Genomic DNA, 14,658 nt, shown 5'->3' with positions numbered 1-14,658 from the left:
GATGTCCTTCTGCGGTTGAGAGCAGAGGCATCATGATTATCCAAAGCGGAAACCTGAAAATGAATCACCAGAACAACAGCTTGAAGCCCCGAACTCAGCATAATGCTGACGCGGCATATTATGTCTTATCCGGAGCTCGGGATAAGACATATTCCCTGGGCGTGATGTCGACCCGGATGTCGTTCCACTCCTCGGTCGGAATCTCCGACAGGCGGCGTTCCATCAGTGCCTCACCCGTCGAGACGATCTGGATGACCGCCGCGTGACCCGCAGCCATATCTGCATCGATGGATGCGATAAGCATGGGGGTCTTCATCGAAGTGAGCAAATGGCCGAAGAAGCGCTGCTTGGCTGACTCGAAGGCTGACCGCGCAGCGGATTTCGCCTGGCGGTTCAGCGTGCCCGACCCGCTCGGCCCGTCGGCCGCGCCAGAAATGTTCGCCGCCTCCAACGCCGCGGTCAGGTTGTTGTGGATGATCGCGAAGGCCCCGGCATAGGCATCGTAGATACCGCGCTGCTCGGGGCTAAGCGCGTGTTCCAGCATCTCGTATTCGACACCGTCATAGGACAGCGACCGCGCCGTGTAGAGGCCGAGCGCCCGGAGGTCGCGGGCCAGAACCTCCATCGCCGCGACACCGCCAGCCTCGATGGCTTCCACAAACTCGGCGCGAGTAGCAAATGGAAAATCCTCCCCGCCCCAGAGCCCGAGACGCTGCGCGTAGGCGAGATTGTGGACCGTCGTCGCGCCTGTAGCGGAGACATAGACCACGCGGGCATTGGGCAGCTTGTGCTGGAGCCGCAGGCCCGCCCTGCCCTGCTGCGAGGCTTCCGTGTCGCCGCGTTCGCCCTTGCTTCCTGCGGCATTCGCCATGGCATGGCTTTCGTCAAACAGGATCACCCCGTCGAAATCCGCCCCGAGCCAGTCGACGATCTGGTCGACGCGGGATTTCTTCCCACCTCGTTCTTCCGAACGCAGCGTCGCATAGGTGGTGAAGAGAATGCCCTCGGTAAGCGGGATGTCGCGGCCTTGTGCAAAGCGCGAGAGCGGCGTGACCAGCAGGCGCTCCTGCCCGAGCGCCGACCAGTCGCGCTGCGCATCTTCCAGCAGCTTGTCGCTCTTCGAAATCCAGAGCGCCTTGCGGCGGCCCTGGCACCAATTGTCGAGCAGGATCCCGGCCGATTGGCGGCCCTTGCCCGCCCCGGTGCCATCGCCGAGGAAGAAACCCCGGCGGAAGCCGATAGCGTCAGCGGCGTCCTCCGGTGCTGCGGATACCACGTCTCCGGTCTCATCGACGGTCCAAGAGCCCGCGAGACGCGCGCCATGCGCCTCCCCCGCGTAGATAACGGTCTCGAGCTGCGCGTCTGACAGCAGGCCGTCGCGCAGGACGGCCGCCGGAAGCTTGGGGCGATAGCTCGGTTTCGGAGGTGCGACAGAGGCCATGGCCGCCGATTGCACAAGCTTGGTCGGGTGTCCGGTCGCTGCGGGGATGTCGATCGCCTGCAGACGGAAGGTCTCGTAGATCGCGTCGGACAGCCGTGCGGCGTCTTCGTCCTCGGCGGCGTCGCGGAGTGCGTAGTTTAGTTCCTCGGCCTCGATCGGTGTGTCTGATTTCGCCGGTTGAGCTGCGGAGGTCGCGCGGGATCGGTTGACGGGTTTGCGGGTGGTGAGGTGAGAATTTCCCGGAAAGGGGGAAGAATGGCCCTGCCCCGAAGCAGGAGCTGGATCCAGTTCGATGCGCGGCGGAACCTCTGCGGTGATCCGGGACATCAGATGCGCCACGTCCGGGGACGTGGGTTGGCGCAGGTCAGTCGTGATGCCGCCCGGCTCGCCGCCGCGGCATTTATCGAAGACAGAAATCCGCGTCTCGAAGCTGGTCCCATGTTTGGCGAAAGCGGCGCCCGACACCGCGCCGGTGAAGACGAGATGGGCGGTCTCGGTCAGACGGCCGAAGGTCTCGGCCCAGGCAGGCGCATCCGGCGCGAAACCGGCTCCGGTGATGGCGACGAGCCGTCCGCCGGGGGCCAGGCGCGCGAGGGCCGAGCGCAGATGCCGGGCCGTCGCCTCGGTCGACCGACCATCGACATTGGCTTGGGCCGAGAAGGGCGGGTTCATCAGGATGACGCTCGGGCTTGAGGAGGCGTCGAGATGATCATCGATCTGCGCGGCATCAAACCCCGTGACCGGTCGGCCCGGGAACAGCAAGCGAAGAAGGTCGGCGCGGGTGTCCGCCAACTCGTTCAGAGCCAGAGTACCGCCGGCGATCTCGGCGAGGATCGCCAGAAGCCCGGTCCCGGCAGACGGCTCTAGGACAAGATCATAGGGCGTGATCTGTGCTGCCGCCACAGCCGCGAGCCCCATGGGCAGCGGCGTCGAGAATTGCTGAAAGCGCTCCATCTCTTCCGACCGCCGGGTGTGCGTGGGCAAGAGGCCTGCCACCTTGGCGAGGATCGGCAAGAGCGCCGCAGGCGAGCCGGCACGCGCAAGCAGCGCCCGACCGAACTTTCGCAGAAAGAGGATCAGCGCCACCTCGCCCGCCTCATAGGCGAGCTTCCAGTCCCAAGCACCGGTCGCATCGGAACCGCCAAAGGCATGTTCCATCTCGCGGCGCAGGCGCAGCGCGTCGATCTGAAGCCCTTGCGCCAGATCGGGCTGCAGCGCTTCGGCAACAGCAACGATCGCAAGGGCAGGATTTGCTGCCAACGGGACAATGGGCGCAGGCAAGGACGCCTGCGCAACGGGGGCAAGATGGGTCATCGGGAAACTCCGGAATGAAGGACAGGATCAGGCCCGTACGCCCTCTCTCGGGCAGCCTCGGACCTGATCTTTCCCGGTCCCTCTCTCCCTCTCGCACCAAGGCGTTCCCGACGCTTGGCTTGATTATGTTCTTGTTATGTTCTATTTTCAGAACCAAGCCAGAAAGGGGGTTCCACCATGGAAAGCAACAAGCACGCCCTGCCCGCAACGCCCAAGCAGATCGCCTATGCGCGGTCGCTCGCCCTGCGCAACCGGACGCTCCTGCCCTGGGAGGTTCAGCAAGACCGGCGATCTTTGAGCGCTTGGATCGAGGCTCAGGCCCGGCTGAAGCCGGTATCGGACATGGACCAGCTGCCCACCTCCAGGCAGGTGGCCTTCGCTGAGAAGCTCGCCCGGATCAAACGGCGCGCCGTTCCGGACGAATGCTTCCGCGACAAGGGGCTCATGTCGAAGTGGATCGACGGGAACAAGTGACGGTTGTCAGCTGGTGGATGGCTTGTCGGCGCAAGAATCCACCAGAGTTTCCCTCCGCCTACGAAACGCTGCTCGTAGTGTGTCGGTCGGTGGGGGCGGACAGTCCAACGCCTCAAAGAACGGCTGATGGTCACATGGCTTCAAGTTCGTGACGTCCGCGCTGTTGTCGTTTGCCTGTTTCATTTCTTCGGCCCCCCAAAGGCGCATGCGCTGTAACTTGTCAGCCGACGGCCGCAATCGAGTAGTGCGGTGTCCCATCCCACACAAGATCCCAAGACGCGCCCGGACGAACGTTCTGAATTGCGTGGGGCTCGAAGCAAACCAGGCAATTACCGCCCGGTGCAGGAGCCCGGACCGAAGGGTAAATCAGGCCCTTGGATCCACCCCGACGCAGATGTTGTGCCAGGCTTTGGCCCTCGGGATACCCGACAGCCGGATCCGGATGCAGCGCCGGATGACCTGCCTCATCGGTCATGTCGTCGAAGACGCCGATGAAGTCGGCCAGCAATTCCACATAGCGAGCGCTGTCGTGGAAGCTGCCGGTAAAGCCGAGTTCGCGTGTGCGGTGCCAGGCCACTTCGCTGACAGAAACCATCACGTCCCATGCGCAGTACCACGCGCCGCGCTCCTCGGCGTTGAAGCGATTCCCGCCGGCGCGGGTGTAAGTGAAGGCTGCGTTGACGTGACTGTCCCCATAGATGCGCAGATCGCGGCTGCGGCGTTGCCAAGCGAGTTCGCGCGGGTCCAGATGCGGGTTGCGCCCGCGTTCGGCCTGTAGACGTCCACTGGTCAGGCCCTCGATCTCTGCCAAGATCTCCATCTCGTCATCCGTATCGACGAGACCGCGCAGCGATGGTGGCTTGTGGTAAGTGGCGGGCAGGAGACGAACGAGACCGCGATCGGAAATCTCGGTCTGCTTCATGCCCCACCACGCAACGCATCAAGATAGGTCCGGACCGCGAGGATCTGCGGCAACCCCCCGTCGATGGCGGTGTCGACTGGTCGGCTTCCACCAAAGAGCGGCCCCTTATTCGGTCGGGTGAACCAGCTTTTTGCCAGAGGCTCCGAAAAGTAGAGTTCGAGCGACTTGAAGATGCCAATTACAGCGCTGAGCCGCAGCAGTTGGTCCTTGGTGAGCTCTCCGGCGAAATCCGGCTTCTTGGCGCGCTTCCACGTGCTCTCTGACATGTCGGCAAGGCCAGCTGCTTCCTTGAGACTGAGACCCCAAGCATCGGCTACGCGTGCATAAGCTTTCAACGCGACGGCGTTGATCTGTGCGGGTTCCCGGATTTTCTCTGCAACGTACATGGCGTCCTCCATTGGCCTCAATATAGTCCATATGGACTTACTGTAAAGATCAAATGAACCTTACGCTTTGATCACTGTTACCCGAACCGCCGCCCTCCTTCCGTGAACGTATACTCGTTGACGATGATCCCCTCCTCGATGGCCTCGTCCGAGGTGAGATGGTCGTATTCGGCTACAAGTTGGCGGTAGAGCCAGCGGGCCAGATCACGCAGCGCCTCGGTCACGACTTCCTCCGCGTCCTCAGTCGGCGGCTGCCAGGTCGCGCTGTCCCGTGTGACGTCCACTGACATGGTGTATTCGTGATAGTAGCGGCCACGATGGCTGACCTCGGCGGCGAGCTGGTAGAAGTTCCGGCGCTGGATGGCCTGCAGACGGTCGGCGATGCCATGCAGCGTCGCGTCGGTCGGGGCGTAGTCCCGGATGCGCGCGGCCGCACCCTTGGCGTGGAACCAATAGCCTTCGAAGCAGGCCCCGTCGCCCTGGCTCCAGAAGCCGGAAAACCAGATGCAAGGCTTGGCCCGCGCCCCGCCACCCATCAGGCGGACGGCGGTGGTCTTCAGGCAGATGCCGAGGATTTCGCAGGCCCGCTGGAAATCTTCATAGACCGCGTCCCACCAGTCGTCGTGGAGTCCGAGGTCGCGATACCAGTTGCGGGCCTTCTCCTTGGCGGCATCCGAGAGCTCGGGGAACTGGTAGACGGTGGTGCAGATGATCTCAGGCATCGACGTCCTCCCCGTTCAGCGCAGCGGCCAGCCACTCTTGGCTGCTAGTCCAGCCGATGGATTTGCGCGCCCCGAGATCAATGGCATGCGCACCGCCGCCAAAGGCGTCGAGCCGCGGCCGGGAGCAGGTCAGAGCATACTGGAACCCCCAAAGGCCGGTGAGGTCGAGGTCTTCGGCGAGGCGCAAGACGAAGCGGATGACGGCTTCGACATCGCCGTGTTCGTCATCATGGATCCAGAGGCTGCTGCCCTCGGGGGCATCCTGGTGCACGAGATCGAAGCCAGCGACATCTGGGTCGTCAGCGTCCTGATCCGCAGCGCGGAGTTCCTGAAACAGCGCGAGCGCGCGGGCGGCCTTGTCGGGGCTGCCGACGTCGATCAGGCATGAGAAATGGGTGAAGTAATCCGCCATGGGGACCTCCTGAATGGGGAAAACCCGGCCGGGCGGCCGGGCGTTGTGTTCGAATGAAGGGGTGGTTGGGGACGATCAGCCGGTGAGACTGTCGCCCGCCGCCTGTCGTGCGGCATGCGCGCAGAGCATCTGCCGGTAGAAACGCTTGCGCGCGGTCCGGAGGCCGCAAACGGCGCGTGTGTCGGGGTGCAGCGCCCGGACCGCCGCGCGAACCACTGCCAGTGGCGAAGCGGTCGGCGGCAAGCCAAGACTTAGATAAGTGGGATCGGTCATGTCACGTGACCTCGACCACGGGCGAGACGAGATGTGGATCGACCCGTGCCTCGATCCGTTCGGTTCGACCCATCCAAGGCTCGGGCCGAATGGCCTTCACCCAATCGGCGAAGCTCGGGATGAAGCCGAGGTCCTCCTTCACATGCTGCTCGCCGACCCAGCGGGTCGGGATGATGCGTCCGGTCGAGAGCGTAAGGGTCGGGCCGAAAATCGTCTCGGCCATGAAGATGCCCTCCGAATGGTGGCGCAGCGCCCGGTGCCGAAAATCGGCTGTGATCTCCTTGCTCTGGTCAAACCAAGCATGCACAGCCACGAAGTCGTCGACCGTACCGCCCCATTTCTTCACCGAGGAGAGGGCGTGGTGGTAGGGATGTGCCATCGCAGCCCCCTCAGAAATCGTGGGCGGTGAGTTCGGACGAGGTGAAGCGCTCGTTGAACTCGAGGTGGATGGTGCGAGCGCTCGCGTCGAAGCAGAATTCGCCGTAAGCCCCGTCGTTGTTTTCCCAACCGCCATGGGTGTCGGAGAGCAAGTCGTAGGCCAGTTGCTCCACGACATCTTCCAGCGAAAGCGCCCGCATCTCGACCTCCGGGTCGTCCCAGGTCAATGCGGCATAGGCGATCTCGGTCTTGGGGCAAGCAACCTCGGTCTCGCCAGCGTAGGCACTGATGCCTTCAACCTGGCCGCTATCGCCATAGCCGTCGAAGCTCACGGTCACATGGGTGATGCCCGCGGCAGTCAGGCCATCGAAGAGACGCTCCTTGTTGGCCGGACGCAAAGCTGCGATCCGTGCGTCGCGCTCGGCCTGCCGGGCCAGCACAGCAGTGAAATCAATCCTGGACGGCGCCATCGGCGCGGCCAGGGTGGGTTCGATCTTGGACATTGGAAACTCCGGAATGAGGGAAACGATCTGAACCCCGAGGCTCTCTCTCGTCCTCGTAGGTTCACATCCTCCCCTGCCCTTCTCTGTCTCTTGGACGTCACGCCGCGATCTGCAGGGCGTGAGACGCGAAGGCGCGCCAGAGCGGATCGACAAGACGGGCATCGAGAAGGTCGGCGTGGTGCCGCAGCCTTCGCGCGAGGCCATGTTCATGCCACTCGGCCGCTCGTATGGCCTGCGCGCGGGTCTGGCTGGCCTCGGACACGACAGCACGGGCTTCGGCAGCATCCGAGACCGGGTGGCACCATGCGACCCCGCCATCATTGGCAGCCCCGGCAAGAACGAGGCGGCCCTCCCGATCGAGGATTGCCAGGAGGCGCGGAGCGTCTTCAGGTGTGATATCTTCGGCGTGAACGATTGCCCCCTCCATGGCCTCGGCCAGCGTGGCAAACCGCTCCAGTACCTTGGGGTGTGCCTGCCCGGACATGAGAGCTGCGGGCGCATGGCAAGCCGCCGTGAGCGCCAACGGCAAGTCTTGAACTGCAAAAATAGTCAGGAAGCTCGGCGGCAAACCTGTCTTCTGTGTTTCCGGCTGAGTTTGGAGGGGAAGGTCGAACATGGGCATATCTCCGACGGTGCGGAGAGCCTCTCTCCCCGCTTCAAACCGTCAAAGACCAAACCGCCCCCTCGGACTCTCTGTCGCTGATCGGGCCGATCATTTCGGCGTTGGTAAATCGCCCCATCGAACCCGCAAGTAGCGCCCTTCGCGCTTTGGAAGATCTTTCCGGTCGATCATCCGACCCGAGACCTGAAAATCCTCGTTGATTTTTACAACCAAGAGCTTGTTGAAATGCCCATTTGTATCGACCACAACCACATCCTTTGTCTTGAATGGCGTAATGGTCTTGACCTCGACATGATCATTGCCAAGTCTTCCGTCAGCACCCTGGGCATAGGTCTTGTTCAGCTTGATACCGTACGTGATAGCACCGAACAGCTCACCGATATCGCCGTAGACAGAGAGGTGTAGGCCGGTCTCGAGGTGATAGCTTTCCGCGAGGGACAGGAGATCCTCAAAATATGGGATCATAGACCTGATCGCGTTCGGGTATTTAGCGCCCCACTCCTTGTAGCGAAGCTGCTCGTCGATTTCCGACCAGGTAACCCATTCACCGTCATCATAAAATGCACGATCTGACCAATCAATTTCTTCCATGCGCGTACTTCCAACACCTAAACGTGTCGGGCACAGTAGCAGATCGATGAAACAGGAACGAGACCGGAGGCGACATCGCCTCCGGTCGCCACCTCAACCAACGCGGTCGAGGAGCTTCTTGGCGCGCCCTTCCATGTCGAGCCGCGCATCCTGCTGGGTCTTGTCGCGCGCAAGCCGCGTGATGCCCTGCACGAAGTCGAAGATGCTTTCGGGCGGGCGGCCCTCTTCCATCAGTACCTTCTCGATGATCTTGCCGGATTCGGCCTTCGAGAAGCCGCGCTTGCGCAGGAAATCCGCACGATCTTCGTCGCTGCGCGCCACGATCTGCTGCCGCGCCGCTTTGATGCCGTTCACGAACCCCTGGGGCGAGGAATTGGCGAAGCGCGTCAACGCGGGCGCCGCCTCATGTGCAAAGCGCGCGGCGGCGTATTTTGAGTGGCGGATCTTGATCTCCTGGAAATCCTCGACGCCCCACAGGTTCCGATTCTGGCACACCGCCCGCAAGTAGAAGCTCGCCATGCCGAGGGTCTTTGCCCCCACCTCGGAGTTCCAGCAGTAGAATCCCCGAAAGTAGAGGTCGGGCGAGCCGTCCGCCAGCTTGCCCGCTTCGATCGGATTACGATCGTCGACCAGGAACAAGAAGACATCGCGGTCCGAGGCGTAGAGCGTGGTCGTGTCGCGACTGATTTCGACATCGGGGTTGTAGACCCCGGTCGACCAGTCGAGCACACCCGGCACCTTCCAGCGCGTATCGCCCGTGCCATTGCCCGCGATGCGCTGCACCGCCTCGACAAGCTCGAAGTCATGGATGCGGCCGTAGTCGGGACCGGTCACGGCGCGCAGTTCGGTCCGGCCATCCTCCGTCTCGAAGGTCTTCACCTGCTCGGCGCGGTGGTTGGTCAGGCCGTATTGCAGGTTGATCCCCGCCAGCGGCGCGGGCAACTGCCGCAGGTAGGAGGCCGGCGCGCCGACAATGCTGGCGAGCTGGCCGAAGGCCCAATGTGTGGGCGCAACGGGTTCATGCGCTTTCGGCAGCATCAGGTGCAACCGCTCAGCGTTGTCGCGCGCGGCCTCGACCTTGATATCGGCGGTCTGTACCACCCGGCTGCGGCTGCGCTCGGAGCGACCCTTCACATTGGCCCAGAGATCGTCGAGCGACAGGTACCGCTCATCATCGGGCCGGTTGAACCATTCGGACGACACCCGCCCGTTCCGCTCCCCCCGACTCACATCCACTTTCCAGCCACCAGCCCGCACCGGTGCGACCGGATCCAGAACTTCAACAACGCCCATCGGCATTCCTCCGTGACAAGCGCCGGGAGCCACTCTCCCAGCCTTCAACCTGTCGCAAAGGAACCAACCCTGCTCTCACTCTTGAACCCATGCCTCGATTGCAGACGTTCGGGACTGACGCCACGAACCGCCTCATTGCGGGGCGAAGCGGACTCACGCTGCATGGTGAACGAATTTCTAGTACAGCAAATTTATCTAGCGAAACGTTTCGCAAGTTGTTTCCGATTCGCAGGATGCAGAGGTACAGCGCCCCGGGGTGACCTGCTGCATCGTCACACTTCACGCTACCCACGCCTCTACCCAAGGGGGCAATAGCTTGAAATGTTCCGCTGATGTTCCTATTCTGTACTAACAAAGTTTGTTGAAGGAGGGGCAATGAGGCAGCTGACGGTCGAAAACAGTCTCCGTGAGGTAGTCACTCGCTTGGAGCGCCAGGTCGAACTGGCGACCGCCCAAGGGCGCACGGATATCAACTTGGCCCTCGAAGATGCGTTCATCCCAATCCTGAAGGCGACTTACAATCTTCCGAACCTCATCAACTTAAACCGTAAGCGAAAAAACTACCCCGGAATCGACCTCGGTGACGACCACGATCGGGTGGCGTTCCAAATCACCTCGACCACGACGCTCGACAAGGTGAAGTCGACCGTCCAGCAATTCATGGACCGCGCCTACTACAACAGTTTCGACGAACTCTACGTTTTGATGCTGACACCAAAGCAGTCCTCCTACAGTCAAGCGGCGATCGACGGGCTGCTGACAGACCAGCTCTCCTTCAACTGCAAAAAGCACATCATCGACCTTGGCGATCTCCTTCGGGAGGTGTCCGCCCTACGCGTCACCGCTCAGGAGCGAATCCTAAAGGAATTCGAGCACATCCTGGGCGAGACCGAAGCCTTCATCAGCTTTAGCGCTGAGACCATCGAGACGCCGACCACGATCACGTCGAACCTACAGGCTATTGAGCTTCCCGCATCTGTCTACGTCGCTGAACTCACGATTGACGATAAGGCGGTCATCACGCGGGCGAAGGCCGAGTTGAACTATGGTGGCCGCTCAACGAACCGGCGTTCGACCATCAAAATGGCTCTGCTACTGGAAGGCGTTGAGACGGACGCTTGGGTCTACTACGATGGCAGACTCTTCGCGTTCGAGGACATGGAACAAACAGGGGTCGCTGCGGTTATCGACGCGGGATCAATCGAACGCTTGGACGTGACAGACCTTTCCGACTCGCCGGAGATCGAGAACGTAAACATCCTCAAACAGCTCCTCGTCGCGCAGACCCAAGAGCGCCTGAAGAGCAAACAGGTGCGTCTGCACTCAAAAGATAGGTTCTTTTTCTTTGGCCCGAGCCAGGAAGGACAGAAAGAGCGCAAGGAGGCGTGGATCGGCAAGAAAAGGTCCGAGCGGCGCGTCTACAAGGTCATCCAACAGAAGAAGGACCCCACCAAGGTAGCGCATCATCAGCACCTGTCCTTCAATCTGTCGTTCATCAGATTCGAGGATGCGTGGTATGCGGAGATCGTCCCGAGTTGGTACTACTCTTTCAACGGCTACAGGCGATCAAACTGGCATGAGGACCTACTTTCGAAGCAGAAGCGTCAAGAACACAATTCGACCGTGCGGGATCAGGTTCGCTTCGTCGCCTACTTCCTCGCCAGCTTGACTGAGGACGGAGTGGGTACATCGGAGATCCGCTACCAGTCGCTTATCCAGTTCGAGACGAACCAAGGCACTGAGGCTGAGGCTTTGATGAACGAGGTGGAGGGTGTCGTCGAAGAGAATGCCGATGATCCCGATGAGGTGGCGGCATGAAGCTCACTACGCTCGCAGAACCTTTGCTAGAGTTCGGCACTGGCACTCACATCTGTCCGCGCACCGGTATTGAGCAGATGGGGGTCTACGACAAGCGCGATGAGTTGCGCCGCACTGAATTGAGGATCGGCGTCGTCGGACGCGGTGAGGGCATCGACCTTCTGGATGAATGGCTTGCAAAATGCAGGGCCGGCGTGGAGCGCAAGGCCGGCTCGAAGCTGCCGAACCTCTTTCGCGGGTTTGGCGGCATTAGCCCGGATCATGGTTTCCTAACCCGCATCATCAACTCGCCGCAGTACACCAGACCGTTGCAGAAGTCGGAGATCACCAGCGCGCTGAAGCTCGAAACGCGGGCGGACCGGATCGAGCGTGCAGTCAATCTCTTCTACGAGCAGGTACGATTTCTCGCGGAGAACAGGGCGGTCGACGTCATCGTCTGCGTCCTGCCGAATGAACTGTTCGACTCTGTCACGACGAGGACCGAGGGTGAGGCGTCCAACGATGAACTGGAGCACAATTTCAGGCGCATTCTGAAGGCGCGGTGCATGCACTTGGGCACACCGCTCCAGCTCGTGCGTGAGAAGACCATGCTCATTACCAAGCAGTCCGGCGATCAGCAGGATCCGGCGACCAAGGCGTGGAACTTTGCAACGGCGCTCTACTACAAAGGCAACCGCACGATTCCTTGGCGACTTGTCGAGGACAACGCCAAGCCGACGTCATGCTACATCGGAATCGGTTTCTACAAGAGCCGAGACGGCGAGACAGTCTCATCAAGCCTTGCGCAGGTCTTCGATGAGTTCGGCCACGGTATCATTTTACGGGGTACCCCGGTCTCGATCGACAAAAAGAACCGCCGTCCCTACCTGTCGGAGGAGCAAGCTTACGAGCTACTGCGCGATGCCCTGGAAGAGTATGATCGAGCACTCCAGCACATGCCGGCTCGCGTCGTAATCCACAAATCTAGCCATTTCCGCGATAGTGAGCAGGCCGGGTTCCGCCGTGCGCTGAAGGAAAAGGGGGTCCGCTCACGCGACTTCGTGGCGATAACCGGCACCGACATCCGCCTCTTCGGGGACAAGAACTACCCGCCCAAGCGTGGTACGCTTCTGACGATGTCCGAGTCTGACGGCATCCTTTACACGCGCGGCACGGTGGACTTCTACAAGACCTATCCGGGGATGTACGTGCCCAGCCCTGTTAGGGTGACGGCCTACGATCAGGATTCGTCATTGGAGGGCCTCTGCGAAGAAATTCTTGGGCTCACGAAGATGAACTGGAACAACACGCAACTTGATGGACGTCTGCCGATCACGCTCGAATGCGCCAGCAAGATCGGTGACATCATGAAGTACGTCGATTCGAAGGAACGACCGCAGGTCAGCTACAGCTTCTATATGTAAAAGACTGCGATCGAGGTTTAGAGTACGAGATGTATTGCTATGTTGACGAGAGCGGCAATACGGGGGCCAACCTCTTCGATCCGGCTCAGCCCGTCCTTTACTACGGGTTAATCACGTCGAAGACGAATCTTGATGTCACCGCCGAACCGCTGCTCCGAGCAGCCCGCGCAAAGCTGGGCGTCGAACGGCTGCATGCGAATGAGTTGGGCGTCAGAAGGCTGTCGGACGTTGCGCTGAGCCTCGGTCGTTTCGCGCTTAAACGCGACGTGCGCTTCTCGCTCTACAAGATCGTGAAACCCGACCACGCTATTATCACCTTCTTTGATCAGGTATTCGATGCAGGCCTCAACGATGCGGTCCCGTGGCACCACTACTGGACGCCGCTGCGATACGTCCTCGTCTTCAAGGTGGCTAACCTCTTCGACGAGGAGACGGCGAAGGCGGCTTGGGCAGCGCGTCAGGAGACCAACGCCGCTAGAGCTGCGGAAGCCTTGCAAGGAATATGCGCAGCCCTCCAAGAACGCCTCGGTCGACTACGAGACGCCCGTTCACGTGAACTTATTTCGGGCGCGTTGAGTTGGGCTGCAGCGAACCCGTTCGAGATTGACTACGGCGCCGGCAACAAAGACAGCGCGCTTCAAATCTCTCCGAACCTGGTCGGCTTCCAACAGGTGCTCCAATACAGCGCTATCCAAGCCAGGAAGCAATCCCGGCAAGTCCGCAAGATTGTCGTCGATCGGCAGACCCAGTTCAACGGAGCTCAAGGCGAACTAGCGGACATCTATCGCCGGTTACGGGGGCACAAACAGAGTATGGGTCCTGGGATGCCCGAGTGAGCTACCCCCCGAAATTCGGACACTGACATAAGCTACGATTTGCAGTCTGCTGATCTTCGACGAGAAGGAGATCAGAGATGTCGAAACGGAAACAGCACGCGCCCGAGTTCAAGGCGAAGGTCGCGCTGGAAGCCCTGAAGGGTGAAGAGACGGCGGCCGAGCTGGCGAGCCGGTTCGGGGTGCATCCGACGATGATCCATCAATGGAAGCGAGCCCTGCTCGAAGGTGCCTCGGGTGTGTTCGAACGCGGGAGTCGCAAGAAGCCGGAGATTGACGAGGAGCAGGTGAAGGAGCTCCACGCCAAGATCGGGGAGCTGGCGGTGGCCAACTCTTTTTTGGAACGAAAGCTGAAGCCCTGGGGCGGGAAGTGAGGCGCGGCATGATCGAGCCTGACCACCCGGACCTGTCAATCGGCCAGCAGTGCAAGCTGCTGTCGATCGCGCGCTCGTCCTATTACTACGAGCCGAAGGGCGAGACCGAACAGAACCTCGGCCTGATGCGGCAGATCGACGAGCAGTTCCTGGAGACCCCGTTCTTCGGCGTCCGGCAAATGACCTGGCACCTGCGCAACGACGGCCATCTGGTGAACGAGAAGCGCATCCGGCGGCTGATGCGCCTGATGGGGCTCATGCCGATTTACCAGAAGCCCAACACAAGCAGGCCGGCGAAGGGCCACAAGACCTATCCCTACCTGCTCAGAGGGCTGCGGGTGGAACGTCCGAACCAGGTCTGGTGTTCGGACATCACCTATCTGCCGATGCGGCGTGGGTTCCTCTACCTCGTGGCGATCATGGACTGGCACACCCGCAAGGTTCTGTCCTGGCGGATCTCGAACACGCTGGAGGCCGACTTCTGCGTCGAAGCGCTGAACGAGGCCATCCACAAGTTCGGGCCGCCCGAGATCATGAACACTGATCAGGGGGCGCAGTTCACATCCTTCGTCTGGACCGATCGGCTCCGCCGATCCGGCGTGCGCATCTCGATGGATGGAAAAGGCCGGTTCCTCGACAACATCTTCATCGAGAGGCTGTGGCGCACCCTGAAATACGAGTGCGTTTACCTGCATGCCTGGGAGACCGGTTCGGAAACAAAGGCGGCCATCCGGAAATGGATGACCTTTTACAACCACCAGCGCCCGCACTCAGCCCTCGGCGGCAAGCCACCGGCTCTGGTTTACTGGCAGAGAAATGATATCAACCAACCCGATCAGCAGATGCAACGAGTAGCTTAAATTACACCAGATCCTGTCCAAGAGATGGGGAGTAGCTCA

Annotated in this window: 15 protein-coding genes and 1 pseudogene; 5 read left to right on the top strand and 11 right to left on the bottom strand. The window is 61.0% G+C overall.

Features of this window, described 5'->3' with window-relative positions; translation table 11 throughout:
• Positions 1 to 142 precede the first annotated feature (142 nt).
• Positions 143 to 2,755 (bottom strand): annotated as a pseudogene (locus tag G455_RS24990) (strawberry notch-like NTP hydrolase domain-containing protein); the annotation flags it as partial.
• 177 nt (positions 2,756 to 2,932) lie between these two features.
• On the opposite strand from G455_RS24990, the gene G455_RS0121010 reads away from it, so the two are divergent.
• Positions 2,933 to 3,229: a hypothetical protein gene (locus tag G455_RS0121010; protein ID WP_028095453.1), complete on the top strand. Its 297-nt coding sequence runs from the start codon at positions 2,933 to 2,935 to the stop codon at positions 3,227 to 3,229.
• A gap of 220 nt (positions 3,230 to 3,449) precedes the next feature.
• On the opposite strand, the gene G455_RS0121005 is transcribed toward G455_RS0121010, so the two are convergent.
• The 10 genes from G455_RS0121005 to G455_RS0120965 form a co-directional block, all read right to left on the bottom strand.
• Positions 3,450 to 4,151, bottom strand: a complete 702-nt coding sequence (locus tag G455_RS0121005; protein WP_028095452.1) for an RES family NAD+ phosphorylase — start codon at positions 4,149 to 4,151, stop codon at positions 3,450 to 3,452.
• Positions 4,148 to 4,549, bottom strand: coding sequence for an MbcA/ParS/Xre antitoxin family protein (locus G455_RS0121000; RefSeq protein WP_028095451.1), 402 nt, complete (start codon positions 4,547 to 4,549; stop codon positions 4,148 to 4,150). Before G455_RS0121000 ends, G455_RS0121005 begins: the two co-directional genes overlap by 4 nt.
• Before the next feature lie 65 nt (positions 4,550 to 4,614).
• Positions 4,615 to 5,259 (bottom strand): hypothetical protein, encoded by a 645-nt coding sequence (locus tag G455_RS0120995; protein WP_028095450.1) that lies wholly within the window; start codon positions 5,257 to 5,259, stop codon positions 4,615 to 4,617.
• Positions 5,252 to 5,671, bottom strand: coding sequence for a hypothetical protein (locus G455_RS0120990; RefSeq protein ID WP_028095449.1), 420 nt, complete (start codon positions 5,669 to 5,671; stop codon positions 5,252 to 5,254). Before G455_RS0120990 ends, G455_RS0120995 begins: the two co-directional genes overlap by 8 nt.
• Positions 5,672 to 5,746: 75 nt before the next feature.
• Positions 5,747 to 5,944, bottom strand: a complete 198-nt coding sequence (locus tag G455_RS24985) for a hypothetical protein (protein ID WP_035367151.1) — start codon at positions 5,942 to 5,944, stop codon at positions 5,747 to 5,749.
• Between the two features lies 1 nt (position 5,945).
• The gene (locus G455_RS0120985; protein ID WP_028095448.1) at positions 5,946 to 6,323 is read right to left on the bottom strand and encodes a DUF6915 family protein; all 378 of its coding nucleotides are present in this window, start codon (positions 6,321 to 6,323) and stop codon (positions 5,946 to 5,948) included.
• Positions 6,324 to 6,333: 10 nt separating this feature from the next.
• A complete protein-coding gene (locus G455_RS0120980) occupies positions 6,334 to 6,825 on the bottom strand; it encodes a DUF6878 family protein (RefSeq protein ID WP_028095447.1) in 492 nt (163 codons plus the stop codon).
• A gap of 97 nt (positions 6,826 to 6,922) precedes the next feature.
• A complete protein-coding gene (locus G455_RS24980) occupies positions 6,923 to 7,441 on the bottom strand; it encodes a hypothetical protein (RefSeq protein WP_035367154.1) in 519 nt (172 codons plus the stop codon).
• Between the two features lie 96 nt (positions 7,442 to 7,537).
• Positions 7,538 to 8,038, bottom strand: a complete 501-nt coding sequence (locus G455_RS0120970) for a hypothetical protein (RefSeq protein ID WP_007803268.1) — start codon at positions 8,036 to 8,038, stop codon at positions 7,538 to 7,540.
• Positions 8,039 to 8,131: 93 nt separating this feature from the next.
• Positions 8,132 to 9,331 carry a hypothetical protein gene (locus G455_RS0120965; protein WP_028095446.1) on the bottom strand — a complete coding sequence of 400 codons (1,200 nt, stop codon included), beginning with the start codon at positions 9,329 to 9,331 and terminating at the stop codon, positions 8,132 to 8,134.
• A 375-nt stretch (positions 9,332 to 9,706) separates the two neighbouring features.
• On the opposite strand from G455_RS0120965, the gene G455_RS0120960 reads away from it, so the two are divergent.
• The 4 genes from G455_RS0120960 (at position 9,707) to G455_RS0120940 (ending at position 14,619) form a co-directional block, all read left to right on the top strand.
• Positions 9,707 to 11,149, top strand: coding sequence for an SMEK domain-containing protein (locus tag G455_RS0120960; protein ID WP_028095445.1), 1,443 nt, complete (start codon positions 9,707 to 9,709; stop codon positions 11,147 to 11,149).
• Positions 11,146 to 12,552 (top strand): argonaute/piwi family protein, encoded by a 1,407-nt coding sequence (locus tag G455_RS0120955; RefSeq protein ID WP_028095444.1) that lies wholly within the window; start codon positions 11,146 to 11,148, stop codon positions 12,550 to 12,552. The genes G455_RS0120960 and G455_RS0120955 overlap by 4 nt, the downstream gene beginning before the upstream one ends.
• Positions 12,553 to 12,581: 29 nt before the next feature.
• Positions 12,582 to 13,388, top strand: coding sequence for a DUF3800 domain-containing protein (locus tag G455_RS24975; protein ID WP_051312671.1), 807 nt, complete (start codon positions 12,582 to 12,584; stop codon positions 13,386 to 13,388).
• A gap of 77 nt (positions 13,389 to 13,465) precedes the next feature.
• Positions 13,466 to 14,619, top strand: a protein-coding gene (locus G455_RS0120940) for an IS3 family transposase (RefSeq protein WP_229861883.1) whose coding sequence is annotated in 2 segments (ribosomal slippage) — positions 13,466 to 13,718 and positions 13,718 to 14,619 — 1,155 coding nt in all. Because the reading frame shifts where the segments join, the coding sequence is not laid out codon by codon here.
• Positions 14,620 to 14,658: the final 39 nt, after the last annotated feature.

This window comes from Pseudodonghicola xiamenensis DSM 18339 (assembly GCF_000429365.1).
Taxonomy (GTDB): domain Bacteria; phylum Pseudomonadota; class Alphaproteobacteria; order Rhodobacterales; family Rhodobacteraceae; genus Pseudodonghicola; species Pseudodonghicola xiamenensis.
The sequence above is the reverse complement of the archived record's forward strand: the minus strand, read 5'-3'. Positions and strand labels throughout refer to the sequence as shown.